Origin of the sequence: Methylobacterium sp. E-066, assembly GCF_022829635.1 — a bacterium.
Taxonomy (GTDB): domain Bacteria; phylum Pseudomonadota; class Alphaproteobacteria; order Rhizobiales; family Beijerinckiaceae; genus Methylobacterium.
This window is the reverse complement of sequence record NZ_JAKSYO010000127.1, coordinates 19,493-42,414: the sequence shown is the minus strand read 5'-3', so window position 1 is coordinate 42,414 and position 22,922 is coordinate 19,493. Positions and strand designations below refer to the sequence as shown.

21 protein-coding genes are annotated in these 22,922 nt (G+C 69.0%); 18 read left to right on the top strand and 3 right to left on the bottom strand.

Annotated elements, in window-relative coordinates:
• The first annotated feature begins 47 nt into the window (after window positions 1-47).
• From MKL20_RS18810 to MKL20_RS18740, 15 genes are all read left to right on the top strand, one after another.
• A complete protein-coding gene (locus MKL20_RS18810; RefSeq protein ID WP_244037942.1) occupies window positions 48-917 on the top strand; it encodes a polyprenyl synthetase family protein in 870 nt (289 codons plus the stop codon).
• 32 nt (window positions 918-949) lie between these two features.
• On the top strand, window positions 950-2,068 hold the full coding sequence (locus MKL20_RS18805) for an acetylserotonin O-methyltransferase (RefSeq protein ID WP_244037941.1): 1,119 nt from the start codon (window positions 950-952) through the stop codon (window positions 2,066-2,068).
• A 99-nt stretch (window positions 2,069-2,167) separates the two neighbouring features.
• Window positions 2,168-3,106, top strand: a complete 939-nt coding sequence (gene bchC, locus MKL20_RS18800; protein ID WP_244037940.1) for a chlorophyll synthesis pathway protein BchC — start codon at window positions 2,168-2,170, stop codon at window positions 3,104-3,106.
• Window positions 3,103-4,107, top strand: coding sequence for a chlorophyllide a reductase iron protein subunit X (locus tag MKL20_RS18795; protein ID WP_244037939.1), 1,005 nt, complete (start codon window positions 3,103-3,105; stop codon window positions 4,105-4,107). Before bchC ends, MKL20_RS18795 begins: the two co-directional genes overlap by 4 nt.
• 3 nt (window positions 4,108-4,110) lie before the next feature.
• Window positions 4,111-5,655 carry a chlorophyllide a reductase subunit Y gene (gene bchY / locus MKL20_RS18790; protein ID WP_244037938.1) on the top strand — a complete coding sequence of 515 codons (1,545 nt, stop codon included), beginning with the start codon at window positions 4,111-4,113 and terminating at the stop codon, window positions 5,653-5,655.
• The gene (bchZ, locus tag MKL20_RS18785) at window positions 5,655-7,121 is read left to right on the top strand and encodes a chlorophyllide a reductase subunit Z (RefSeq protein WP_244037937.1); all 1,467 of its coding nucleotides are present in this window, start codon (window positions 5,655-5,657) and stop codon (window positions 7,119-7,121) included. Before bchY ends, bchZ begins: the two co-directional genes overlap by 1 nt.
• A 35-nt stretch (window positions 7,122-7,156) precedes the next feature.
• Window positions 7,157-7,378 carry a hypothetical protein gene (locus MKL20_RS18780; protein ID WP_244037936.1) on the top strand — a complete coding sequence of 74 codons (222 nt, stop codon included), beginning with the start codon at window positions 7,157-7,159 and terminating at the stop codon, window positions 7,376-7,378.
• A gap of 124 nt (window positions 7,379-7,502) precedes the next feature.
• Window positions 7,503-7,739, top strand: coding sequence for a light-harvesting antenna LH1, beta subunit (pufB, locus tag MKL20_RS18775; protein WP_058194392.1), 237 nt, complete (start codon window positions 7,503-7,505; stop codon window positions 7,737-7,739).
• A gap of 10 nt (window positions 7,740-7,749) precedes the next feature.
• The gene (pufA, locus tag MKL20_RS18770) at window positions 7,750-7,938 is read left to right on the top strand and encodes a light-harvesting antenna LH1, alpha subunit (RefSeq protein ID WP_058194393.1); all 189 of its coding nucleotides are present in this window, start codon (window positions 7,750-7,752) and stop codon (window positions 7,936-7,938) included.
• An 83-nt stretch (window positions 7,939-8,021) separates the two neighbouring features.
• The gene (gene pufL, locus MKL20_RS18765; RefSeq protein ID WP_243972729.1) at window positions 8,022-8,846 is read left to right on the top strand and encodes a photosynthetic reaction center subunit L; all 825 of its coding nucleotides are present in this window, start codon (window positions 8,022-8,024) and stop codon (window positions 8,844-8,846) included.
• Between the two features lie 95 nt (window positions 8,847-8,941).
• Complete coding sequence (gene pufM, locus MKL20_RS18760; RefSeq protein WP_243972721.1) at window positions 8,942-9,922, top strand: photosynthetic reaction center subunit M; 981 nt, start codon at window positions 8,942-8,944, stop codon at window positions 9,920-9,922.
• Window positions 9,923-9,932: 10 nt separating this feature from the next.
• Window positions 9,933-11,045, top strand: coding sequence for a photosynthetic reaction center cytochrome PufC (gene pufC / locus MKL20_RS18755; RefSeq protein WP_244037935.1), 1,113 nt, complete (start codon window positions 9,933-9,935; stop codon window positions 11,043-11,045).
• Between the two features lie 118 nt (window positions 11,046-11,163).
• Window positions 11,164-11,316, top strand: a complete 153-nt coding sequence (locus MKL20_RS18750) for a DUF3096 domain-containing protein (protein ID WP_092041181.1) — start codon at window positions 11,164-11,166, stop codon at window positions 11,314-11,316.
• A gap of 157 nt (window positions 11,317-11,473) precedes the next feature.
• The gene (gene ppdK, locus MKL20_RS18745; protein WP_244037934.1) at window positions 11,474-14,164 is read left to right on the top strand and encodes a pyruvate, phosphate dikinase; all 2,691 of its coding nucleotides are present in this window, start codon (window positions 11,474-11,476) and stop codon (window positions 14,162-14,164) included.
• A gap of 200 nt (window positions 14,165-14,364) precedes the next feature.
• Complete coding sequence (locus MKL20_RS18740; RefSeq protein WP_244037933.1) at window positions 14,365-14,616, top strand: hypothetical protein; 252 nt, start codon at window positions 14,365-14,367, stop codon at window positions 14,614-14,616.
• Window positions 14,617-14,624: 8 nt separating this feature from the next.
• Here MKL20_RS18740 and MKL20_RS18735 read toward each other — a convergent pair whose 3' ends face one another.
• The 3 genes from MKL20_RS18735 to MKL20_RS18725 all read right to left on the bottom strand — a co-directional run bounded on the left by MKL20_RS18735 (window position 14,625) and on the right by MKL20_RS18725 (window position 20,043).
• Window positions 14,625-16,112: a DUF882 domain-containing protein gene (locus MKL20_RS18735; protein WP_244037932.1), complete on the bottom strand. Its 1,488-nt coding sequence runs from the start codon at window positions 16,110-16,112 to the stop codon at window positions 14,625-14,627.
• A 198-nt stretch (window positions 16,113-16,310) separates the two neighbouring features.
• Window positions 16,311-18,314, bottom strand: coding sequence for a murein L,D-transpeptidase (locus tag MKL20_RS18730; protein WP_244037931.1), 2,004 nt, complete (start codon window positions 18,312-18,314; stop codon window positions 16,311-16,313).
• 244 nt (window positions 18,315-18,558) lie between these two features.
• Window positions 18,559-20,043, bottom strand: a complete 1,485-nt coding sequence (locus tag MKL20_RS18725) for a sigma-54-dependent transcriptional regulator (RefSeq protein ID WP_244037930.1) — start codon at window positions 20,041-20,043, stop codon at window positions 18,559-18,561.
• Window positions 20,044-20,280: 237 nt separating this feature from the next.
• Between MKL20_RS18725 and MKL20_RS18720 the strand changes: the two genes are divergently transcribed.
• Genes MKL20_RS18720 through MKL20_RS18710 form a run of 3 tightly spaced genes read left to right on the top strand, consistent with a single transcriptional unit; the run spans window position 20,281 to window position 22,841 of the window.
• Complete coding sequence (locus tag MKL20_RS18720) at window positions 20,281-22,152, top strand: M3 family oligoendopeptidase (RefSeq protein ID WP_244037929.1); 1,872 nt, start codon at window positions 20,281-20,283, stop codon at window positions 22,150-22,152.
• Window positions 22,153-22,212: 60 nt separating this feature from the next.
• The gene (locus tag MKL20_RS18715) at window positions 22,213-22,437 is read left to right on the top strand and encodes an AbrB/MazE/SpoVT family DNA-binding domain-containing protein (protein WP_244037928.1); all 225 of its coding nucleotides are present in this window, start codon (window positions 22,213-22,215) and stop codon (window positions 22,435-22,437) included.
• On the top strand, window positions 22,434-22,841 hold the full coding sequence (locus MKL20_RS18710) for a type II toxin-antitoxin system death-on-curing family toxin (protein ID WP_244037927.1): 408 nt from the start codon (window positions 22,434-22,436) through the stop codon (window positions 22,839-22,841). Before MKL20_RS18715 ends, MKL20_RS18710 begins: the two co-directional genes overlap by 4 nt.
• Window positions 22,842-22,922: the final 81 nt, after the last annotated feature.

Below are 22,922 nucleotides of genomic sequence, written 5' to 3'. Positions count from 1 at the left end.
AAATGACACTTGTCGCTGACAACCGATCATAACACGGGAGGCGCGCCATGGAGTCGGGCCGGCGGATCGAACAGGCGCTGGATCGCGCCGTGGCTTATGCCGAGGCGCCGGGTGCGCCACCCCTCCTGGCCGAGGCCCTGCGCTACGCCGTCTTTCCCGGCGGACACCGCATCCGGCCTCGCCTATGCCTCTCGGTGGCCCAAGCCTGCGGTGACGACGACCCAGCCTCGTCCGAGGCCGCGGCGGCTGCGATCGAGTTGCTGCACTGCGCCTCCCTGGTCCACGACGACCTGCCCTGCTTCGACGACGCCCCCCTGCGCCGCCAGAAACCCACCGTGCACGTTGCCTTTGGCGAGCCGATCGCCGTGCTCGCCGGCGACGCCCTGATCGTTCTGGCCTTCGAGACCTTGGCCCGGGCCGCCGGCCCCTATCCGGTCCGGCTCGCCCGCTTGGTCGGCCTCCTTGGGCGCGCCGCCGGCTCGCCCAGCGGCATCGCGGCCGGTCAGGCCTGGGAATCGGAGGCCCATATCAGCCTGAGCGACTACCAGCAGGCCAAGACCGGCGCCCTGTTCGCCGCCGCCACCGTGCTGGGCGCGGCAGCCGCGGGCTCCGATCCGGAGCCGTGGCGGCGCCTCGGTGAGTGCCTGGGCGAGGCCTACCAAGTCGCGGACGACCTGCGCGACGTCGCCTGCCGCCAGGAGGAGATCGGCAAGCCCGCCGGTCGTGACGCCACCCTCGGGCGCCCCAACGCCGCGGCGCTGCTCGGCACCGACGGCGCCCTGGATCGCCTGGCCCGTCTCACCCGTGAGGCGGTGGCGGCGATCCCGGCCTGTCCGGGTGTGGCGCAGCTCAAAGCCGAGATCGAGGCGCAGGCGCGGCTGTTCCTGCCCGCGAGCCTGCGCGCGGTGGCGGCCTGACCGCCGGCTCGGTTCCGCGCTCCGGCGCAACCTTGGCCCCTCGGGCTTCGCTCCGGGACCGCTGGCTCGGCTGGCGGAACCGCCTGGTGGCGAGCCCGCGCTTCCAGCGCTGGGCAGCGGGCTTTCCCCTGACCCGGGGCATCGCCCGGAAGAACACCCGGGCGCTGTTCGATCTCTGCGCCGGCTTCGTCTACGCGCAGGTGCTGACGGCCTGCATCCGCCTCGACCTGTTCCGGATCCTGGCCGAGGGGCCGCTGACCCTCGACGGGCTGGCGCGCCGCCTCGACCTGCCGGTCGAGAACGCGCGCTGCCTGCTGCGCGCCGCCGCCTCCCTGGACCTCGTCCGCGCGCTGCCGGGCGATCGCTTCGGCCTTGCCGATCTCGGCGCCGCGCTCACGGGCAATCCCGGCGTCAGTGCGATGGTGGAGCACCACGCGCTGCTCTACGCCGACCTGGCGGATCCGGTGGCGCTCCTGCGCGGAACGGCGGACCCGACCCGGCTCGCGCGCTACTGGCCCTACGCCGCCGGCAAGGCCGCCGACGCGGCCTCGGTGGCGCCCTATGGCGGGCTGATGGGTTCGTCGCAGGCGCTGATCGCCGACGACGTGCTCGATGCCTGCGACCTCTCGCGGAGCCGGCACCTGATGGATGTCGGCGGCGGCGAGGGGGCGTTCCTCCAAGCGGTCGCGGCCCGGCATGACGCCCTGCAATTGACCCTGTTCGACCTTCCGGCCGTGGCCGGTCGCGCCGCCGAGCGGCTGGCGCAGGCGGGTTTGGCCGAGCGCATCGCCTGCCGCGGCGGCAGCTTCCACGACGGCCTGCCGGCCGGTGCCGACACGATGTCCCTGGTTCGGATCGTCCACGATCACGATGACGGGCCGGCGCTGGCCCTGCTCAAGGCCGTGCACGCGGCGCTGCCGCCCGGCGGAACGCTGATCCTGGCGGAGCCGATGGCGGGCACGCGAGGCGCCGAGCCGGTCGGGGATGCGTATTTCGGATTCTACCTCCTCGCCATGGGCTCGGGCCGTCCGCGCCGCGCCGAGGAGCTGCACGCCATGCTGCGCAGGGCGGGTTTTGCGACCGCGCGCGAGCACCGGACCCGTCGTCCGCTCCTCACACGCCTGATCATCGCGCAGAAAGACGCGCGTTAATGTAAGAATGACTTGACGCGCCATTGTGTCTATCTAGGATGACACATAGCGGTTTCGCCAAAGCGAGAGTCGCAAAACACAGGGCGGATTATTCCAGTCATGGACGCTCTTGCCGTCATCTTCGAACGTCCGGAGCACTTGGCGCTCAATCGCCTGGCCCTGACACCTGCCAGCGCCGCCGACGCGGTCGTGGCGGTGGCCTGGACCGGGATCAGCACCGGAACCGAGCGTCTTCTCTGGTCGGGCCGCATGCCGCCGTTCCCCGGCATGGGCTACCCCCTGGTCCCGGGCTACGAGTCGGTCGGCACGGTGGTCGAAGCCGCCGCCGATGCGCCGGTCCGCGTCGGCCAGACCGTCTTCGTCCCGGGTGCCCGCTGCTTCGGTGCAATCCGTGGCCTGTTCGGCGGCGCGGCCTCGCACCTCATCGCCCCGGCTGCCCGCCTCGTGCCGGTGGACCCGGCTCTCGGTGACACGGCCTGCCTGATCGCACTCGCGGCCACGGCCTACCGGGCGCTCGGCGGCCTCTCCGCCGGAGCGAAGCCGCTGATCGTGGGGCACGGTGTGCTGGGGCGTCTGCTGGCGCGCCTCACGCTCGCCGCCGGTGCCGAGCCGACCGTCTGGGAGCTGGACCCGGCTCGCCGCGAAGGCGCCCCCGGCTACACGGTGCTGGCACCGGAGGACGATTCCCGGCGCGATTACGCGGTGATCACCGATGTCAGCGGCGATGCGTCCGGCCTCGACGGGCTGATCGCCCGCCTGGCGCCCGGCGGCGAGATTGTGCTCGCCGGCTTCTACGAGGCGCCCCTGTCCTTCGCCTTCCCACCGGCCTTCATGCGGGAGGCCCGGATCCGGATCTCGGCCGAGTTCCGTCCCGAGGATCTCGCCGCGGTCACGGCGCTGATCGAGGGCGGCCGCCTCTCCCTCGACGGGCTGATCACCCACCGCGCCCCGGCGGCTCAGGCCCCGGACGCCTATCGCCAAGCCTTCGCCGATCCCGCCTGCCTGAAGATGATCCTCGACTGGAGGGACGCCGCGTGAACGTTCAGCTCAACAAGGCCGCCCTCGATCAGGCCACCCAGCTCCGCGCCGAAGCGGCGATTGAGCCGGATGCGGTCTCGACCGCCCCCGTGAAGAAAGAAACGCAGATCATCGCGATCTACGGCAAGGGCGGCATCGGCAAGTCGTTCACGCTTGCCAATCTCAGCTACATGATGGCCCAGCAGGGCAAGAAGGTCTTGCTGATCGGCTGCGATCCGAAGAGCGACACCACCTCGCTCCTGTTCGGCGGCAAGGCCTGCCCGACCATCATCGAGACCTCGACCCGAAAGAAGCTCGCCGGCGAGCCGGTGGCGATCGGCGATGTCTGCTTCAAGCGCGACGGCGTCTACGCCATGGAACTCGGCGGCCCGGAGGTCGGGCGCGGCTGCGGCGGCCGGGGTATCATCCACGGCTTCGAGCTGCTGGAAAAGCTCGGCTTCCACGATTGGGGTTTCGACTTCGTCCTCCTGGACTTCCTGGGCGACGTGGTCTGCGGCGGCTTCGGCCTGCCGATCGCCCGGGACATGTGCCAGAAGGTCATCGTCGTCGGCTCGAACGACCTGCAGTCGCTCTACGTTGCCAACAACGTCTGCTCGGCGGTGGAGTATTTCCGCAAGCTCGGCGGCAATGTCGGCGTCGGCGGCCTGGTGATCAACAAGGACGACGGCACCGGCGAGGCCCAGGCCTTCGCGGACGCCGCCGGCATCCCGGTCCTGGCCTCGATCCCGGCCGACGACGACATCCGCCGCAAGAGCGCCAATTACGAGATCATCGGCCGGCCGGAGAGCCGCTGGGGCAGCCTGTTCTCGGACCTCGCCGCCAACGTCGCCACGTCCGCGCCGCACCGGCCGACGCCGCTGACGCAGGACGGGCTGCTCGGCCTGTTCTCCAGCGACGTGACCGGCCGCGACGTGGTCCTGGTCCCGGCGACCCATGAGGATATGTGCGGCGTCGCGCACGTGACCAAGCCGTCCCTCGAAGTCGTCTACGACGAGGTTTGAGGCATGGCCGTCTCCCTCGACATCTCCGATCTGCGGGCTCGTCCCCGCCCCGCCGCCCCGCCGGCCGAGGCGATCAACCTCGACGCCACGAAAGGCGACGGGCTGGGCTGCCATTCCGGCAAGGACGCGATGCGGGAAGCCGCCGAGGCGGCCGGGATGTCGGACACCTTGGCGCAACTCCGCAGCGATTACCCGCAGGGTCCGCACGACCAGCCGCAGAGCATGTGCCCGGCCTTCGGCTCGCTCCGGGTCGGCCTGCGGATGCGCCGCACCGCCACGATCCTCTCGGGCTCGGCCTGCTGCGTCTACGGCCTGACCTTCACGTCGCATTTCTACGGCGCCCGGCGCAGTGTCGGCTACGTCCCGTTCAATTCCGAGACCCTGGTCACTGGCAAGCTGTTCGAGGACATCCGCGAGGCGGTCCACGCCACGGCCAAGCCCGAGGATTACGACGCGGTCGTCGTCATCAATCTCTGCGTGCCGACGGCTTCGGGCGTCCCGCTCCGCTTGCTGCCGAAGCAGATCGACGGCGTCCGGGTGATCGGCATCGACGTGCCGGGCTTCGGGGTGCCGACCCATGCCGAGGCCAAGGACGTTCTGGCCGGGGCCATGCTCAAGGTCGCCCGCACCGAGGCCGAGCAGGGCCCGGTCGCGACCCCGCGCGGCGGCCGCTCGGAGCGCCCGAGCGTGGCGCTCCTCGGCGAGGTCTTCCCGGCCGACCCGGTGGTGATCGGCGCGCTGCTGGAGCCTTTGGGCCTCGCGGCGGGGCCGGTGGTGCCGACCCGCGAGTGGCGCGAGCTCTACGCCGCCCTGGACTGCGCCGCGGTTGCGGCGATCCACCCGTTCTACACCGCCTCGATCCGCGAGTTCGAGGCGGCCGGCCGGCCGGTGGTCGGCTCCGCCCCGGTGGGCGTCGACGGCACCGCGGATTGGCTCGACCGGATCGGCGAGGCCTGCGGCGTCGCCCGAGCCACCGTCGAGGCGGCCAAAAACAAGATCCTCCCGGGCATCCGCGGCGCGCTCGCTGCCATGCCGATCAAGGGCCGGATCACGCTCTCGGGCTACGAGGGCTCGGAGCTGCTGGTGGCGCGTCTCCTCATCGAGAGCGGCGCCGAGGTCCCGTATGTCGGCACCGCCTGCCCGCGGACACCGTGGTCCGAGGCCGACCGCGATTGGCTCGAAGCCCGCGGCACCGAAGTCCGCTACCGTGCCTCGCTGGAGGACGACCTCTTCGCCCTCGACGCGCTGAAGCCGGATCTGGCCATCGGCACGACGCCGGTGGTGCAGCGGGCCAAGGAGCGCGGCACGCCGGCCCTCTACTTCACCAACCTGATCTCGGCCCGCCCGCTCATGGGCGCGGCCGGCGCCGGTTCCCTGGCGCGGGTGATCAACGGCGCGCTCGCCAACAAGCCGCGCTTCGACGCCATGCGCGAGTTCTTCGAGGGCGTCGGCACCGGCCACGCGGCCGGCGTCTGGCAGGAAACCCCGCAGAAGCGCCAGGGCCCGAAGATCGAAGGCCCGAAGAAGCCGATTGGGGAGATGGCGTGATGCTGATCCTCGATCACGACAGGGCCGGGGGCTACTGGGGCGCCGTCTACGTCTTCACGGCGATCAAGGGCTTGCAGGTCGTCATCGACGGCCCGGTCGGCTGCGAGAACCTGCCGGTGACCTCGGTGCTGCACTACACCGACGCGTTGCCGCCGCACGAGCTGCCGATCGTCGTCACGGGCCTCGCCGAGGAAGAGCTCGGCCGCCACGGCACCGAGGGCGCGATGAAGCGCGCCCACGCGACCCTCGATCCGGGCCTGCCCAGCGTCGTGGTCACCGGCTCGATCGCCGAGATGATCGGCGGTGGCGTGACCCCCGAGGGCACCGGCCTTCAGCGCTTTCTGCCCCGCACCATCGACGAGGACCAGTGGCAGGCCGCCGACCGCGCGATGCGCTGGCTCTGGCAGGAATACGGCGCCAAGAAATTCGCCAAGAAGGGCATCCCGGCCCGGCCCGAGAAGAAGCCCGGCGAGAAGCCGCGGGTGAACATCATCGGGCCGGCCTACGGCACCTTCAACATGCCCTCCGACCTCGCCGAGATCCGGCGGCTGGTGGAGGGGATCGGCGCCGAGGTGAACCTGACCTTCCCGCTGGGCTCGCACCTCGCGGACGTACCCAAGCTCGTCAATGCCGACGCCAATATCTGCCTCTACCGCGAGTTCGGGCGCCTGCTCTGCGAGGACCTAGAGCGGCCCTACCTGCAGGCCCCGGTCGGCATCCTGTCGACCACCAAGTTCCTGCGCTCGCTGGGTGCGATCCTGGGCGTCGATCCCGAGCCGTTCATCGAGCGCGAGCGCCACACCACGATCAAGCCGGTCTGGGACCTCTGGCGCTCAGTCACGCAGGACTTTTTCGGGACCGCCAGCTTCGGGATCGTCGCGACCGAGACCTACGCCCGCGGCGTCCGGCACTTCCTCGAAGACGAGATGGGCCTGCCCTGCAACTTCGCGTTCAGCCGGTCGGCTGGGCTGAAGCCCGACAACGATGCGGTACGCAAGGCCGTCGCCGAGAAGCCGCCGCTGGTGCTGTTCGGCTCGTTCAACGAGCGGATGTATCTCGCGGAGTGCGGGGCCCGGGCGACCTACATCCCGGCCTCGTTCCCCGGGGCGATCATCCGGCGGCACACCGGCACGCCGTTCATGGGGTTCGCCGGCGCGACCTACCTGGTCCAGGAAGTCTGCAACGCGCTGTTCGACACGCTCTTCCACATCCTGCCGCTCGCCCGCGAGATGGACAAGGTCGAGGCCACCCCGGCGCGCCACCACCGCGAGCTGCCCTGGGACGAGGCCGCGCGCGCGGCGCTGGACGACCTGGTCGAGGCGCAGCCGGTCCTGGCCCGCATCTCCGCCGCCAAGCGCCTGCGCGACGCGGCCGAGCGCGCCGCCCGCACAGCCGAATCCGCCGCCGTGGCGCCTGCCCATGTGGCGCGCGCCCGAGCCGATCTTGCCGGGGGGATCCCCGCATGAACCGCCTTTCCGTTCCCCTGAGAGGAGACCTGACGATGCGAACGATGGTCCCGACCGCGCGCCTGCATCAAGAAGCCCTGCAGTTCCGGCTGATCCTGGCCGCGACCTACCCGTGCTTCCTCGCCGCCGCCGCGTTCAACCGCGTCCGTCCGGCCCGCGAGGCCGCCCGCCCGGGTTTCGCGCCGGCGCGCCGTTCGGTGTTCGGCGAGGCCCGCGCCATGGCGGTTCAAGCGATCCCCTTCGCCTTCATGGGCTGAATGCCCTGATCGAGACGCTTCCGTCCGGTGACGCGGGGGAAGTCAAGCCGTGACAGCCTAGAGCAACACGGCAGCACCCGTCGCGCTTCGCCAGAAGCGCGGCCAACACACGGAGGTCTGAACGATGGCCGGTGGACCCGTTGCAACAGAAAGACCGAGCAGCCTGTCCGGGCTGACGGAACCGGAAGCCAAGGAGTTCCACGCGATCTTCCTGACGAGCTTCCTCATCTTCACGGCGATTGCCGTGGTCGCCCACATCCTCGTCTGGTTGTGGCGCCCCTGGCTCCCCGGACCGCAGGGCTACGCCTCTCTCGAAGGCGTCACCGATGCGGCCCGCGCCCTCGTCACGATGATCGGCTGAGGAGGATCGGATGCACAAGGTCTGGTTACTGTTCGATCCGCGGCGCACGCTGGTGGCTCTGTTCACCTTCCTCTTCATCTTGGCGCTGCTGATCCACTTCATCCTGCTCTCGACCGACCGGTTCAACTGGCTGGAAGGTCCGAAGGCGAACAAGGCGGCGAGCAACATTACGCTCGTCCTGCCCAGCATGCCCGCCTGATCCAGGCTGGCCGGGACCGCGGCTCCCAAGGGCCGCGGTCCAAAAACCCCAAAGAATTGCGGCCGGGCTGAGGAGTGTCCGCCATGGCGATGCTGAGCTTCGAGCGAAAGTACAGGATCCGCGGCGGGACGCTGCTCGGCGGCGACCTGTTCGACTTCTGGGTCGGGCCGTTCTTCGTCGGGTTCTTCGGCGTGACCGGGCTGTTCTTCACGGTGCTGGGCACCGCGCTGGTGATCTACGGCGCCGCGATCGGGCCGACTTGGAACGTCTGGCAGATCAACATCGCGCCCCCCGACATCAGCTACGGTCTGAAGCTGGCACCCCTGAAAGAGGGCGGCCTCTGGCAGATCATCACGTTCTGCGCGTTGGGCTCGTTCCTGTCCTGGATGATGCGTGAGGTCGAGATCTGCCGGAAGCTCGGCATCGGCTATCACGTGCCGGCCGCCTTCGGCATGGCGATCTTCGCCTACTTCACCCTGGTGGTGGTCCGGCCGTTCCTGATGGGCGCCTGGGGCTACGGCTTCCCGTACGGCATCCTCAGCCACCTCGATTGGGTGTCGAACACCGGATACCAATACCTGCACTTCCACTACAATCCGGCGCACATGCTGGCCGTGACGTTCTTCTTCACGACCACCCTGGCGCTGGCGATGCACGGCGGCCTGATCCTCGCGGCGACCAACCCGAAGAAGGGCGAGACCGTGAAGACCCCCGAGCACGAGGACACCTTCTTCCGCGACACGATCGGCTACTCGATCGGCACGCTCGGCATCCACCGGCTCGGCCTGTTCCTGGCCCTGTCGGCGGGGTTCTGGAGCGCCGTCTGCATCGTGATCAGCGGGCCGTTCTGGACCCAGGGCTGGCCGCAATGGTGGGGCTGGTGGCTCAACCTGCCGGTGTGGCGCTGAAAAACGCATCGCCCGCCGAGAATCGGGCGAACCGATACCAATGATCCAAGCCGGCGCCGCACGACGCGTGCGGTCGACCGGGGGGAGGGCGGGCGATGGCCTATTACCAGAACATCTTCACCCAGGTTCAGGTGCGCCCGCTGGAGCCGGAGAACGGCATTCCGGTGAGCTCCAACGAACGGGTCGGCAAGCCGTTCAACAGCTACCTGTTCGGCCTTTTGGGCAACAGCCAGGTCGGCCCGATCTACATCGGCTACGTCGCCGCCCTGTCGATGGTCTGCGGACTGATCGCTTTCGAGATCATCGGGCTCAACATGTGGGCCTCGGTGAATTGGGATCCGGTGCAGTTCGCCCGGCAATTGCCCTGGCTCGCCCTGGAACCGCCCTTGCCGAAATACGGGCTGAAGATCCTGCCCCCGCTCAACGAGGGCGGCTGGTGGCTGATCGCCGGCTTCTTCCTGACCACGTCAATCCTGCTGTGGTGGGTCCATCTCTATCGCCGGGCGCGGGCGCTCGGCCTTGGCACCCACGTGCCGTGGGCCTTCGCCTCGGCGATCTGGCTCTACCTCGTCCTCGGCTTCATCCGGCCGCTGATGATGGGCTCGTGGTCGGAGGCGGTGCCGTTCGGGATCTTCCCGCACCTCGATTGGACCGCAGCGTTCTCGCTTCGCTACGGCAACCTGTTCTACAACCCGTTCCACATGCTCTCGATCACGTTCCTCTACGGATCGACGCTGCTGTTCGCGATGCACGGGGGCACCATCCTGGCCTGCTCCCGCTACGGCGCCGACCGCGAGATCGACCAGATCGTCGATCGCGGCACCGCCACCGAGCGCGCCGCCCTGTTCTGGCGCTGGACCATGGGCTTCAACGCCACGATGGAGTCGATCCACCGTTGGGCGTGGTGGTTCGCGGTGCTGACCACGCTGACCGGCGGCATCGGCATCCTGCTCACCGGCACGGTGGTCGACAACTGGTACCTCTGGGCGGTCAAGCATGGCGTCGCCCCGTCCTATCCGCAGGTCTACGGCCCGATCGTCGACCCCGCCCATCTCGCACCCGGCATGAAGCCGTGAGGAGGCCGTCATGAAGACGATTCTGGCGGTGGTCGGCGGGGCGCTCGCCCTGTTCCTCACCATCGCGATGTTCGGGGGCGCGGGCTGGACCCATCCCCCCATGGCGGCCAAGCAGACCGGCTTTCGCGGCACCGGCATGGACCTGATCCGGACCCGGGCCGGCAACGAGGCGCTTGCGGCCGCCAATGTCGCCCCGGCCCCCGCCGACCCGGCCGATGCGGGCGGCGACAAGGCCTCCGCGGTCTACGAGAACGTGCAGGTCTTAGGGGACCTCTCGGCCGAGCAGTTCAACCGGCTGATGGTGTCGATCACCGAGTGGGTGGCGCCCCAGCAGGGATGCACCTACTGCCACAGCACCGAGAACATGGCCTCCGACGAGCTGTACCAGAAGCGCGTCGCCCGGCGGATGCTGCAGATGACTCAGACGATCAATTCGTCCTGGAAGGAGAAGCACGTCCACGAGGCGGGCGTGACCTGCTACACCTGCCACCGGGGCAATCCGGTGCCGGCCAATATCTGGTTCGACCGTCCCGTTCAGGGCGAGGGCCGGTTCAAGCCGCGCAACAACAGCCAGAACCTGGCTTCCGCGGAGGTCGGCAACACCTCGCTGCCCTACGACGTCTACCAGGCGTTCTACCAGCACAAGGACACGTCCGAGGACGCCGTGCGGGTCAACGGCACCACGGTCCTGCCCGAGACGAAGGGCAAGCCGATCCAGGACGCGGAGAAGACCTTCGCGATCATGATCAGCATGTCGCAATCGCTCGGGGTGAACTGCACCTTCTGCCACAACACCCGATCGGTGGCACAGTGGGACACCAGCACGCCCAACCGGGTCCACGCCTGGTACGGCATCCGCATGGTGCGCGACCTAAACCAGGACTTCATGGAGCCGCTCACCGGGACCTTCCCGCGCAACCGGCTCGGGGCGCTGGGTGACGTGCCGAAGATCAACTGCGCCACCTGCCACAACGGCGCCAACAAGCCGCTCAACGGCGCCAACGTGATCGGCCCCTATCCGGAGCTGTCGCACCCGACCATCGAGGCGAGCCTGCCGACCGGCGAAGCGAAGGATCCGATCCCCGGCACCGACAAGCCGGCGCTGAAGCCATCGAAGCCCTGACGCGAACGCACGAAGCGCCGGAGCCGATCCGGCGCTTCGTCATGCGCCAGCCACAGGGAACCGCCATGCGCTACGGACGTCGATCGTCAACGGCCGAGCTCGGCCCCTGGAGGCGCCCGTGACCATCACCATCTCGAACCTTCAGCCGCTGATCGCGATCCTGGCCGGGATCCTGATCCTGATCGTGCCGCGGCTTCTCAACTACATCGTGGCGATCTACCTGATCGTGGTCGGCGTGATCGGTCTCGGCCTGCTACGCGGCCTCTCGTAAGCCCGATTCGCAAGGTCGACTCCTGACAGACTTCGCCGCGCGTCAGCCGCGCGCGCACAAGCCCGCAATGCGTTCATCTTGCGTTGCGTTGCGGGATGGTCCAACCCGCGCCCATCAGCTCGGCCTGCGCCGGGCACCAGATATGGACGGGATCGACATGGCGACCGGCAGCGCGAAGTGGGTCTATGCCTTCGGCGACGGCAAAGCGGAGGGCAAGTCGCAGATGCGCGACCTGCTTGGGGGCAAGGGCGCCAACCTCGCCGAGATGTGCAATCTCGGCCTGCCGGTCCCGCCCGGCTTCACCATCACCACCGAAGTCTGCACCTCCTACTACGATAACGGGAAGGCCTACCCGCCGGAGCTGAAGGATCAGGTCGCGGCCGCGCTGAACCAGATCGGCACGCTGACCGGCCGCAAGTTCGGCGATGCGGCGAACCCGCTGCTGGTCTCGGTCCGCTCCGGCGCCCGCGCCTCGATGCCGGGCATGATGGACACCGTGTTGAATCTCGGCCTCAACGACCAGACCGTTCTGGCCCTGGCCAAGGAGGCTGACGACGAGCGCTTCGCCTACGATTCCTACCGCCGCTTCATCACCATGTACTCGAACGTGGTGCTGAATGTTGAGCACCACGCCTTCGAGGAGGCCCTGGAGCACTACAAGGAGGGCAAGGGCTACGACCTCGACACCGAGCTCGGCGCTGAGGACTGGAAGACCCTCATCCAGACCTACAAGAAGATCGTCCGCGACGAGCACGGCTCGGACTTCCCGCAGGGTGCCGAGGACCAGCTCTGGGGCGCGATCAGCGCCGTGTTCAATTCCTGGATGATCCCGCGGGCGAAGAAGTATCGCGAGCTGAACAGCATCCCGGAAAGCTGGGGCACGGCCGTCAACGTCCAGGCCATGGTGTTCGGCAACATGGGCGACACCTCGGCCACCGGCGTCGCCTTCACCCGCAACCCCTCCACCGGCGAGAAGGCGCTCTACGGCGAGTTCCTGATCAACGCCCAGGGCGAGGACGTGGTGGCGGGTATCCGCACGCCGCAGAACATCACCGAGAAGGCCCGGATCGAGGCCGAGAGCGACAAGCCTTCCATGGAGAAGGCCCTGCCCGAGAGCTACGCGGAGCTGACCCGGATCTACGGGATCCTGGAAGCGCATTACCGCGACATGCAGGACATGGAGTTTACCATCGAGAAGGGTAAGCTCTGGATGCTCCAGACCCGCAACGGCAAGCGCACGGCCAAGGCTGCCCTGCGCATCGCCGTGGATCTGGCCGGCGAGGGGCTGATCTCCCGCGAGGAGGCGATCGGCCGGGTCGAGCCCTCGGCCCTCGACCAGCTGCTGCACCCGACGATCGACCCGAAGGCGGACCGCAAGGTCATCGCCTCCGGCCTGCCGGCCTCCCCCGGGGCGGCCACCGGCGAGATCGTGTTCAACTCCGAGGACGCCGAGGCCCTGCGCAAGGCGGAGCGCAAGTGCATCCTGGTGCGCATCGAGACCTCGCCTGAGGACATCCACGGCATGCACGCCGCCGAAGGTATCCTCACCACCCGCGGCGGCATGACCAGCCACGCGGCCGTGGTCGCCCGCGGCATGGGCAAGCCCTGCGTCTCCGGCGTCGGCTCGATCCGGATCGACTACAAGGCCCAGACCATGAAGGTCGGGGACGCCACCCTGAAGGCCGGCGACCGGATCACCATCGACGGCTCGACGGGCCAGGTTATCCAGGGCGAAGTGAAGATGCTCGAGCCCGAGCTGTCGGGCGACTTCGCGACCCTGATGGAATGGGCCGACCAGTTCCGCGGCATGAAGGTCCGGGCCAACGCCGACACCCCGACCGACGCTCGCACGGCGCGGAATTTCGGCGCCGAGGGCATCGGCCTGTGCCGCACGGAGCACATGTTCTTCGAGGGCGACCGCATCATCGCGGTCCGCGAGATGATCCTGGCCGACGACGCCGAGGGCCGCCGCGCTGCGCTCGCGAAGATCCTTCCGTATCAGCGCCAGGACTTCGTCGAGCTGTTCACGATCATGTCCGGCCTGCCTGTGACGATCCGCCTGCTCGATCCGCCGCTGCACGAGTTCCTGCCGCACACCGATGCCGAGGTGGCCGAGGTCGTGAAGGCGACCGGCGTATCGGAGGAAAAAATCCGCCACCGGATGCGGGAATTGTCCGAGCACAACCCGATGCTCGGCTTCCGCGGCTGCCGCTTGGCGATCGCCTTCCCGGAGATCGCCGAGATGCAGGCCCGGGCGATCTTCGAGGCCGCCGTCCAGGCCGCTGCGGATACCGGCAGCCCGGTCACCCCCGAGGTGATGGTGCCGCTGGTCTTCACCCGCGCCGAGTTCGACATCGTAAAGGCGCGGATCGACGCCATGGCCAAGGCGGTGTCCGAGGAGAAGGGCGCCACCCTGGACTACCAGGTCGGCACCATGATCGAGTTGCCGCGGGCGGCGCTCAAGGCCGGAGAGATCGCGCAGACCGCCGAGTTCTTCTCGTTCGGCACCAACGACCTGACACAGACGGCGCTCGGCATCTCCCGCGACGACGCCGCGACCTTCCTGGGTCCCTACACCCAGAAGGGCATCCTGCCGGCCGACCCGTTCATCACCATCGACCAGGAGGGCGTTGGCGAGCTGGTCCGGATTGGCGTCGAGCGCGGCCGGGCTACCCGTCCGAACATCAAGCTCGGCATCTGCGGCGAGCATGGCGGCGATCCAGCCTCGATCGGCTTCTGCCAGGAGGTCGGGCTCGATTACGTCTCGTGCTCGCCGTACCGGGTGCCGATCGCCCGCCTCGCCGCCGCGCAGGCGGCGCTGGGCAAAGTGCTCGGCAAGGAAGGCTGAGCCTCATTGAAAACCGTATCGGGGGCGGCTCGTCGCCCCCGATACGGGTCATCAACCAACCTGTATAAATCCCGGTTGAAAATCATTCTGGTTCGATGAACTCGGACAAAGACGGCACGTTGACTAATTGATTCGCCAGGTTGTGCGTGCTGGTAATCAGTCTGTCTCGGGTCCAGCGTCAGGCGCCAGAATCACCGACCATGATTCACCGCAGCCCTTCTCCGCTGTGCCTCGACGGTACCGCCGCTTCGCCCGTTCCGCGTGCCGCCGTGCGGGCCTATCTCGCTTCGGTCGCCGGCTTTGGCGCGGTCATGACTGCCGTGATGCTGATGATGTCGGTGGCGGCCAATAGCGGCGACGAAGCCGAGCGCATTGCCGATACCCACGACGACGGCTACACCGCGACCCTGGTCTCCGCCCTGGCGGTCAACCTGTCCAAGCCCCTGCGCTGATCTTGCCTTTAGCGCGTTCCGCGCGTTGCGGAGCCGGTGAAGCGCGAGGCCGTGAGGTCGTCCCCCGGGCTCTTCGCGCTGAACCGGGTCGAGACCGGTCCCGGCATCGCCGCCACGACGGCATCGGGCGCCGCATCGCGAACCCGGGTGGCGGCGACCCGCACGGGGGCGCTGCGGCTCGCCGGGGCCGCGACCGGGCCGGCGGAGGCCGCCTCGAACAGCGCGCGCAATTGAGCTTTCCCGTCGGCATCGGCGGCCACGAGAGGGCGCCGAGGTGCCGGCTCGGCCGGAATGTCTCGGATGAGGGCACGGCCTGCGGACGGAGCCGCCAGGTTGGCCATGCCGCCGTCCAGCGAGGCGAACTGCACCGGGCGCGGCGGCGGCAGCGGCATGCTGATCGCGGCGGCCGCGACGGCATTGAAATCGGAGGGCCGGCGCGGCGGCAGCGGCGCGATCACGGCGGCAACGGCGTCTTCCGCGGCCGGCTTGTCCACGGTCAGCAGGGCTCTGGCGTCGACCGGCTTGCCGTCCTTCGCCGGGTCGGACCGGCCGAGCGTATTGCGCAGCGTATCGTCCGCCGTCGGCGCGGCGTAGGCCAGGGCGGCGCGGGTGCCGACCGGATCCTGCGGATCGGCGCTTGCGACGGCGACCACCGGAGCCTGACGGCCCCGCTTCGCAACGGGAGCGGGCGGCGGTGCTGCGGCCGGCTCCGGCGCGGAGGAACCGCCGCCGAAGAGGCTCGCCAGGAAGCCGAACAGGCCGGGCCCGTCCTCCTCCTCGCCGCTCGCCATCTGGGTGGTGAGGCCGGCCACGGTGCCGCCGCGGGCCAGAATCTCGGCCTTCGCCTCCTCGTAGCGGGCGAAGGGACGGTTGTCGCTCGCGAGGTGGACGGTCTTCCCGTCCGGGAACAGCCGGGCGAGCTGGTCATGGGTCATGCGCGGCCACATCCGCACCGACCCGACATCGAGATGGACGAAGGGCGTACCGGCATGCGGGTACCAGCCCACGCCGCCGCGCTGCATCTGGAGCCCGACCTCGCGGATCCGGTCGATCGAGACTTCCGGCAGGTAGAAGTCCATCGCCTTGCCGAGCATGTGCTGGCTGAACTCGGCGACCATCCGGGAGCGGCGGCGCAGCATCGCGTTGGTGCCGGGCGACCGATAGGCCGAGACCACGTGGATCGGCTGACTCGCGCCGACCTGCCGGTAGGCCTCCCAGACCGTGTCGAACAGGCGCGGGTCCATCTTGATCGGCTCGTTGACGCGCCAATCGCGGAGGAGCCAATTCAGCTGCTCGAGGGCCGCACGGTCGTAGCGGCCATCGCGCTTGAACGTGATGGTCGCGCTTTCCTGGGTATGCGTGTGGTAGATCGTGAGTGCACGGGTATCGCCGTTGGCGACCGCGTTCTCGGTCTCGGCGGTGCCGGCGATCAGGCCGAGCGCCATGCCGCACAGGGTCAGGACGAGGTGTCGGGCGGGGCGTGGAAGGCTCGGCACGATGGTCCTGATCCTCTCCCGGAACCCGCAAACGGGCACTCGGCGGATGTCCGGTCGAGGCGGCCCGGCCCGTCTGGGCCGTTATCGCGTCGTCGCGCCGAGCGTGCGACGGAAACGGCTAAGGCTGGACCGTGGCGAAATCGTGCCCGGCTGTGCGGCCGCGCACCTGAGCGTTGAAGCGGCGGTCCGGCTGCGAACCTACCACCAGCCGCGAGACACCGGCGCCGGTGCCGGCGTCCACAGGCCGGGCTCGCCGTATTCCGGCGCGCTGTCGGCGCGGGCCGCACGACGAACGCTCCGACGCGGCGTATCGTATTCGTCGTAGCGGGCGCTCGGCTCCGGTTCGGCGTAGCGGCGGGGACGCGCGGCCTCTCGGCGCGGCGCCGAATCCGCGTGCGCCACCGGCGCGGCCTCGGGCTTGCGGCGCGCCTTCTCCTCGGGGAGCTTGGCGATCATCGGTCCGCCGCCGCCGGGCAGGCCGAGGGCCGCCCGCATCGGCGCGTCGTAACCGTAGAGATCGGGCAGGGTGCGGAACGCGCCGCCATCGTCCACGTAGGCGGTGAAGTAGGCCAGATGCACCGGCAGTTTCGCGGGCAGCCGGATGGTGCGCTCGCCCTTGCCGATCAGCTTCTTGAGCCGCGCTTCGGACCAATCCGGCAGCACCGCGTCCGCCAGGCGGAAGGGGTCGTCGACGCGCACGCAGCCGTGGCTGAAGTCGCGCTTGGCCGCCGAGAACATCGAGCGGTTCGGCGTATCGTGCAGATAGACCGCGTGCTGGTTCGGGAACATGAACTTGATGAAGCCCAGCGCATTACGCTCACCCGGCGGCTGGCGCAGCGAGACGTGGCCGCCGTGGCGCACCACCTCGTAGCCGCCCCAGGTCTTGCCGCCGTAGCCGGCAAGCTTCGGCGCCATGGTCTTCAGGATCGAGGGCGGCACGTACCAGGACGGGTTGACCACCGCGTATTCCATCAGCCCCGAGAACAGGGGCGTGCGCGATTCCGGCTTGCCGACGATGACCCGGGCCTCGTCGCGCAGGCTGCCGCCGCGATAGGCACGCAGACGGTATTCCGGGATGTTGACCAGGATGTAGTCCGAGCCGAGGTCGCCCGGCAGCCAGCGCCAGCGTTCCATGTTGACGATCAGCTCGGCCTCGCTGCCGCTCGCCCGCGCCGGCCGGCCGGCATCGGCCAGGGCCAGCACGGTCTGGACGTTGAGCACGCCGTTTCCGGGCAGCCCGCGGCCGCGCTGGAACTTCGCCACCGCGTCGGCCACCGTGGCATCGTACTCCTCCGGCTCACCGGGCGCGCGGTCGAGGGTGCCGGCCGGGCGTGTCTCCAGGCCGAAATGCGCGCGCAGCAGCGGCACGCGGGGATCGCGCATGCCGACCCGTAGGACGGGCCCGGCGGGCAGGCGCAGGGGCTTCACGGCAGCCGGGGCCGGCCCGCGCAAGCTCGCGAGCCGCGCCTTGAGAGCCTGATAGCCTGCCGTGGATGGGTTGTAGCTCTGAAGAGCCTCGCTGGCCTTGGTACCCGCATCCGAGAGCTTGGTCAGCACCGCGTTGGCGTCGGGCAGATCGAGCTGCGGCGTGATCAGCCGCGAGATCGAGGCGAGGTTGATGCGGCCGCCCCTTGCGTCCCGGGCATAGAGCAGAGCCGCCGCTGACAGGCGGAGATCGGCATCGGCCACCGCCTTGTCGTCCGGCTTCTCGGCCAGGTTCGGGATCGTGTAGGCCCGAGCGTCGAGCCCGTCTTCGCCGGCGGCAGTCAGGCGTGCGGAGATCGACTTGGCGGCCTCGGTCCAGGCACCGTCGGCGATCCAGAGCGGCTTGTATGCGCGGGCCTCGTAGAAGGCGCGAATGCCGTCGCGATCCTTGCCGGGGAGACGCAGCAGCAGCGGCGCGGTATCGGTCAAGCGTGCGACGATCGCTGCGCCCAACGGATCGGCAGGAGCGACGGGCGCCGCCACGACCGGGGCCGGGGCGGGTTCCGGCTTCGCGGCCTCGGGCTTGTAGTCAGGCAACGCGGTCGAGACCGGATCGGACCCGGTCGGTGCCGCCTGCGCGGGCTCGGCCGGGTGCGCGGGCGTGCCGAGCGTCGCCGGGTCGAGCGCGACCGTCTCGGCGCCGAGCGCGCCAGCCGAGGCCAGCGTTCCGGTCAGTAGGGCGGCCAGCGCGACGAGGCTGGAGCGCGGGACGCGCATCGTGATCTCCCGGGACGCGGCGGCAGGGCCGCACGCTCTGATTGTGATTATCCGCTCAAGCGTGGCGTTGAGCAACTGTAGTCGTCGTCGATCCAAATTCAGTCTTCGCGACGATCGGCCCATCGATAAGCTGATGCGACGCGGGATTCATTGATCGTCGCGCCGTGTTCTGTAACGCGGCAAAGCTTTTCCCCGGGCTGTCATGTCCGAGGGCGCGCGGTGCGCTAGCACACCCTGTGCTGCCTCAGGCGGCGTCCTCGGCCTTCTCGTCGCCTTCCAGTCCGAGATCCTTCAGCTTGCGGTAGAGGGTGGATCGGCCAATTCCGAGGCGGCGGGAGACCTCGGACATGCGCTGCCGGTAGAATTGCAGCGCGAAGCGGATGATCTCCGTCTCCAGGACTTCCATGGTCTTCATCTCGCCGGTCTCCTCGGTGACCAGCGACATGGCATGCGGGTCGCGGACCTCGACCCGGACGATCTCGCGCACCGGCTCCGGGGCGTAGGCCGGCATCTGCGGCTGCGTCGGGGCCGCCGGGATGCGGACGTCGAAACCTTCGACCTGCGCGGCAATCTGCGGGAACTCGGCCACGGTCAGCTCGTCGCAATCGGCGAGCACCACGGCACGGAACAGGGCGTTCTCCAGCTGGCGGACGTTGCCGGGCCAGGGATAGCGGGTGAGCAGCGCCATCGCCTCCGGAGCGATTGCCCGGATCCGCTTGCCCTCTTCCGCGGAGAACCGGGCGCAGAACGAGCGTACCAGATCCGGGATGTCCTCCCGGCGGGCGCGCAGAGGCGGCAGCGTCATCGGGAAGACGTTGAGGCGGTAATACAGGTCCTCGCGGAACTTGCCCTGCTTCACGAGGTCGAGCAGCGAGCGGTTCGTGGCCGAGACCAGACGGATATCGACCCGCACCGAGCGCTTGCCGCCGACTGGATCGACCTCGCCCTCCTGGAGCGCGCGCAGCAGCTTCACCTGGGCGTCGAGGGGCAGCTCGCCGATCTCGTCGAGGAACAGGGTGCCGCCCGAGGCTTCCACGAACTTGCCGGCGTGCTTCTCGGTGGCGCCGGTGAACGCACCCTTCTCGTGGCCGAACAGGGTCGACTCGACGAGGTTTTCCGGGATCGCTCCGCAATTGACGGTGACGAACGGCTTGCCGCGCCGGTCGCCCGAACCCTGGATCGCCCGGGCCAGCACCTCCTTGCCGACGCCGGATTCGCCCTCGATCAGCACCGGGATGTTGGATTTCGTGGCCCGCTCGGCAAGGCGGATCACCCGCTCCATGTCGGGGCTCTTGGACGTGAGGTCCTTGAAGGTCAGCGCCCCGGAGGCCCGGCGGCGCATGCGGCGCACCTCCTCCTCCAGCACGTCGACCCGCAGGGCATTCTTGATCGACACCTGCAGGCGCTCGGCGCCGGCGGGTTTGACCACGAAATCGACGGCGCCCGCCCGCATGGCGTTGACCACGGCGTCGATCGAGCCGTTCGAGGTCTGGACGATCACCGGCGTGTCGAGGCCGCTGCTGCGCATCTCGGCGAGGACGCCGAGGCCGTCGAGGCCCGGCATCACGAGATCGAGGAGCACCACGTCCACGCTCTCGGTCTTCAGCACGGTGAGCGCGTCGGCACCGGTCTCCACGACGCGTGCATTGAAGCCGAACCGGCGCACCGCCGCCTCGGCGAGGCGCCGCTGAACCGGATCGTCGTCCACGATGAGAATTGTGGTGGACATGGCGGCTCCCTGCGCGGCGCGGCAGGCCGAATGCAGCTCGGGATCGGCCCGCGCCGCACCGCCTGAGTCGGCGCGTGTTTCGTTTCGAACCGGAGGGTGCCGGACAGACGTAAAGTCGCGCTTAACGACGTTTGCGTTCGGGCGTCACCGCGACGGGGCGGCCGGCCACGTTGAACGCGTGGCCGCGCGCTCGATATCAAGGTACTGGCCTTCGACCCCCCTTGAGGATTGCGAGACATGATGCCGAGCACCACCGCTTCGCCGGTGAACGTCCGTGCGCCGGATGGCGTGAGCGCCGCACGCGCCGCAGCCAAGGCCGTCGACCTCGGCCATCTTCCGGAATGGGACCTGTCCGATCTCTATGCCGGCATCGACGCGCCGGAATTCTCGGCCGACATGACCCGGGCCGAGGAGGAGTGCCGCCGCTTCTCGGAGACCTATGCCGGCCGCATCGCCGAGCTGGTCGCAGCCGCGGACGCGTCCGAGCGCCTCGCCGAGGCGGTCCGGGCCTACGAGGGCATCGAGGAGCTGCTTGGCAAGCTGATGTCGTTTGCCGGCCTGGTCTATTCCGGCGACACCACCGACGAGGCCCGGGCCAAGTTCTACGGCGACACGCGCGAGCGCCTGACCGACGCCTCCGCCGACCTGCTGTTCTTCGCCCTCGAACTGAATCGGGTCGAGGATGCGGTGATGGATGCGGCGATGTCCCAGGGGCCGCTCGCGCATTACGCCCCGTGGATCGAGGATCTGCGGCGCGAGAAGCCGCACCAGCTCGACGACCGCACCGAGAAGCTGTTCCTGGAGAAGTCGGTCACCGCGAACGCCGCCTGGGACCGGTTGTTCAACGAGACGATCGCCGGCCTGCGCTTCACCGTCCAGGGCGAGCAGATGCCGCTCGAACCGACCTTGAACAAGCTCCAGGATCCGGACGGCGCCGTCCGCAAGGAGGCGGCCGGGGCGATCAGCGAGGTCCTGCGCGGCAATCTCCGGGTCTTCACGCTGATCACCAACACCCTGGCGAAGGACAAGGAGATCTCCGACCGCTGGCGTGGCTTCAAGGACGTCGCCGACGCGCGCCACCTCGCCAACCGGGTCGAGCCGGAGGTGGTTGCGGCCCTGGTCGATGCCGTGCAGGCGGCCTACCCGCGGCTCTCGCACCGCTACTACCGGCTGAAGGCCAAGTGGTTCGGGCAGAACGCGCTGCCCTACTGGGACCGCAACGCCCCGCTCCCGAAGGTCGAGCAGCGCACCATCCCTTGGACCGAGGCCCGCGACACGGTCCTGTCGGCCTACGACGCGTTCTCGCCGAAGATGGCCGGGATCGCGAAGCGGTTCTTCGACGAGCGCTGGATCGACGCGCCGACCCGGCCCGGCAAGGCCCCGGGCGCCTTCGCGCACCCGACCGTACCCTCGGTCCACCCCTACGTGCTGGTCAACTATCAGGGTAAGCCGCGGGACGTGATGACGCTGGCCCATGAGCTCGGCCACGGCGTCCACCAAGTGCTCGCCGGTCCGAACGGTGCCCTGATGGCGCCAACGCCCCTGACGCTCGCCGAGACCGCCAGCGTGTTCGGCGAGATGCTGACCTTCCGCAAGCTGCTCGCGGCGACCACCGACACGACCCAGCGCCGGGCCATGCTCGCCGCCAAGGTCGAGGACATGATCAACACGGTGGTGCGCCAGATCGCGTTCTACTCGTTCGAGCGGAAGGTCCACCTCGCGCGGGCCAAGGGCGAGCTGACCAGCGACCAGATCAACGCCCTGTGGCTCTCGGTCCAGGCCGAGTCCCTCGGGCCTGCGATCACGCTTGATGCGGGTTATGAGCCGTTCTGGGCCTACATCCCGCACTTCATCCACTCGCCGTTCTACGTCTACGCCTACGCGTTCGGCGATTGCCTGGTGAACTCGCTCTACGGGGTCTACGCCGAGGCGGAATCGGGCTTCGTCGAACGCTACTTCGCGCTGCTCGCGGCCGGCGGCTCGAAGCCCTACGGCGAATTGCTCGCGCCGTTCGGGCTCGACGCGAAGGATCCGGGTTTCTGGCAGATCGGCCTCGGGATGATCGAGGGGATGATCGTCGAGCTGGAGGGGATGGAGGGCCAGGCCTAGCCCGCTTCCAAGCCGATCCCCGCGATGTTATACGTGATGTATAACATCGCGGAGGTGGTCATGAAGCTCGAGGTGAAGCGCGTCGGGAACTCGACCGGTCTGATCCTGCCCAAGGATTTTCTCGGCAAGTTGAAGCTGGCACAGGGCGACTGGCTCTACGTGACCGAGAATGCCGACGGCTCCGTGCGGCTGTCGCCCTACGATCCTGCATTTGAGAAGGGCATGAAGGTCGCCGAGAAGGCGATGAAGACCTATCGCAATGCCTTGGCGGAGCTCGCAAAATGAGCACCGATCGCGAGATCGTCTGGCTCACGAGCGAGCTGGTGAAGGCGATTCATGCCCTGCAGCTGAAGCAGTTCGGCGGACCGCCCGGCCTTCGCGACGAAGGCGCCCTCGAATCCGCGCTCGGGCGGCCGGTCAATCGGGTCGCATATGCCGAGGACGGCACGGAGATCGATCTGGCCGAACTCGCGGCGGCTTATGCCTTCGGCATCGCCAAGAATCATCCGTTCATCGACGGCAACAAGCGGGCTGCACTTCTGGCCCTCATCACGTTCCTCGGGCTCAACGATATCGACTTCGTCGCCGACGAGGCCGAGGCCGTGGTGATGATACGCGGCCTCGCCGCGGGCGAGATCGACGAATCCGGCCTCACGCGCTGGATCCGGGACAACTGGCCGGCCGGCTGAGCCGCCGCGGCGCAGCGACCCGGCGGGCTGGTGCGGGGTGCCGAAACGCTTATGTCCCAGCCTGCACCGAGGAAGATCCTG

Excerpts from the sequence above, each read along its gene's own strand:
- MKL20_RS18780 (WP_244037936.1), top strand. The coding sequence starts at position 7,157 with ATGCGAACGATGGTCCCGACCGCGCGCCTGCATCAAGAAGCCCTGCAG.
- pufC (WP_244037935.1), top strand. The coding sequence starts at position 9,933 with ATGAAGACGATTCTGGCGGTGGTCGGCGGGGCGCTCGCCCTGTTCCTC.
- pufA (WP_058194393.1), top strand. The coding sequence starts at position 7,750 with ATGCACAAGGTCTGGTTACTGTTCGATCCGCGGCGCACGCTGGTGGCT.
- ppdK (WP_244037934.1), top strand. The coding sequence starts at position 11,474 with ATGGCGACCGGCAGCGCGAAGTGGGTCTATGCCTTCGGCGACGGCAAA.
- pufL (WP_243972729.1), top strand. The coding sequence starts at position 8,022 with ATGGCGATGCTGAGCTTCGAGCGAAAGTACAGGATCCGCGGCGGGACG.
- bchC (WP_244037940.1), top strand. The coding sequence starts at position 2,168 with ATGGACGCTCTTGCCGTCATCTTCGAACGTCCGGAGCACTTGGCGCTC.
- MKL20_RS18710 (WP_244037927.1), top strand. The coding sequence starts at position 22,434 with ATGAGCACCGATCGCGAGATCGTCTGGCTCACGAGCGAGCTGGTGAAG.
- pufB (WP_058194392.1), top strand. The coding sequence starts at position 7,503 with ATGGCCGGTGGACCCGTTGCAACAGAAAGACCGAGCAGCCTGTCCGGG.
- MKL20_RS18725 (WP_244037930.1), bottom strand. The coding sequence starts at position 20,043 with ATGTCCACCACAATTCTCATCGTGGACGACGATCCGGTTCAGCGGCGC.
- MKL20_RS18730 (WP_244037931.1), bottom strand. The coding sequence starts at position 18,314 with ATGCGCGTCCCGCGCTCCAGCCTCGTCGCGCTGGCCGCCCTACTGACC.
- bchZ (WP_244037937.1), top strand. The coding sequence starts at position 5,655 with ATGCTGATCCTCGATCACGACAGGGCCGGGGGCTACTGGGGCGCCGTC.
- pufM (WP_243972721.1), top strand. The coding sequence starts at position 8,942 with ATGGCCTATTACCAGAACATCTTCACCCAGGTTCAGGTGCGCCCGCTG.
- MKL20_RS18810 (WP_244037942.1), top strand. The coding sequence starts at position 48 with ATGGAGTCGGGCCGGCGGATCGAACAGGCGCTGGATCGCGCCGTGGCT.
- MKL20_RS18715 (WP_244037928.1), top strand. The coding sequence starts at position 22,213 with ATGAAGCTCGAGGTGAAGCGCGTCGGGAACTCGACCGGTCTGATCCTG.
- MKL20_RS18720 (WP_244037929.1), top strand. The coding sequence starts at position 20,281 with ATGATGCCGAGCACCACCGCTTCGCCGGTGAACGTCCGTGCGCCGGAT.
- MKL20_RS18740 (WP_244037933.1), top strand. The coding sequence starts at position 14,365 with ATGATTCACCGCAGCCCTTCTCCGCTGTGCCTCGACGGTACCGCCGCT.
- bchY (WP_244037938.1), top strand. The coding sequence starts at position 4,111 with ATGGCCGTCTCCCTCGACATCTCCGATCTGCGGGCTCGTCCCCGCCCC.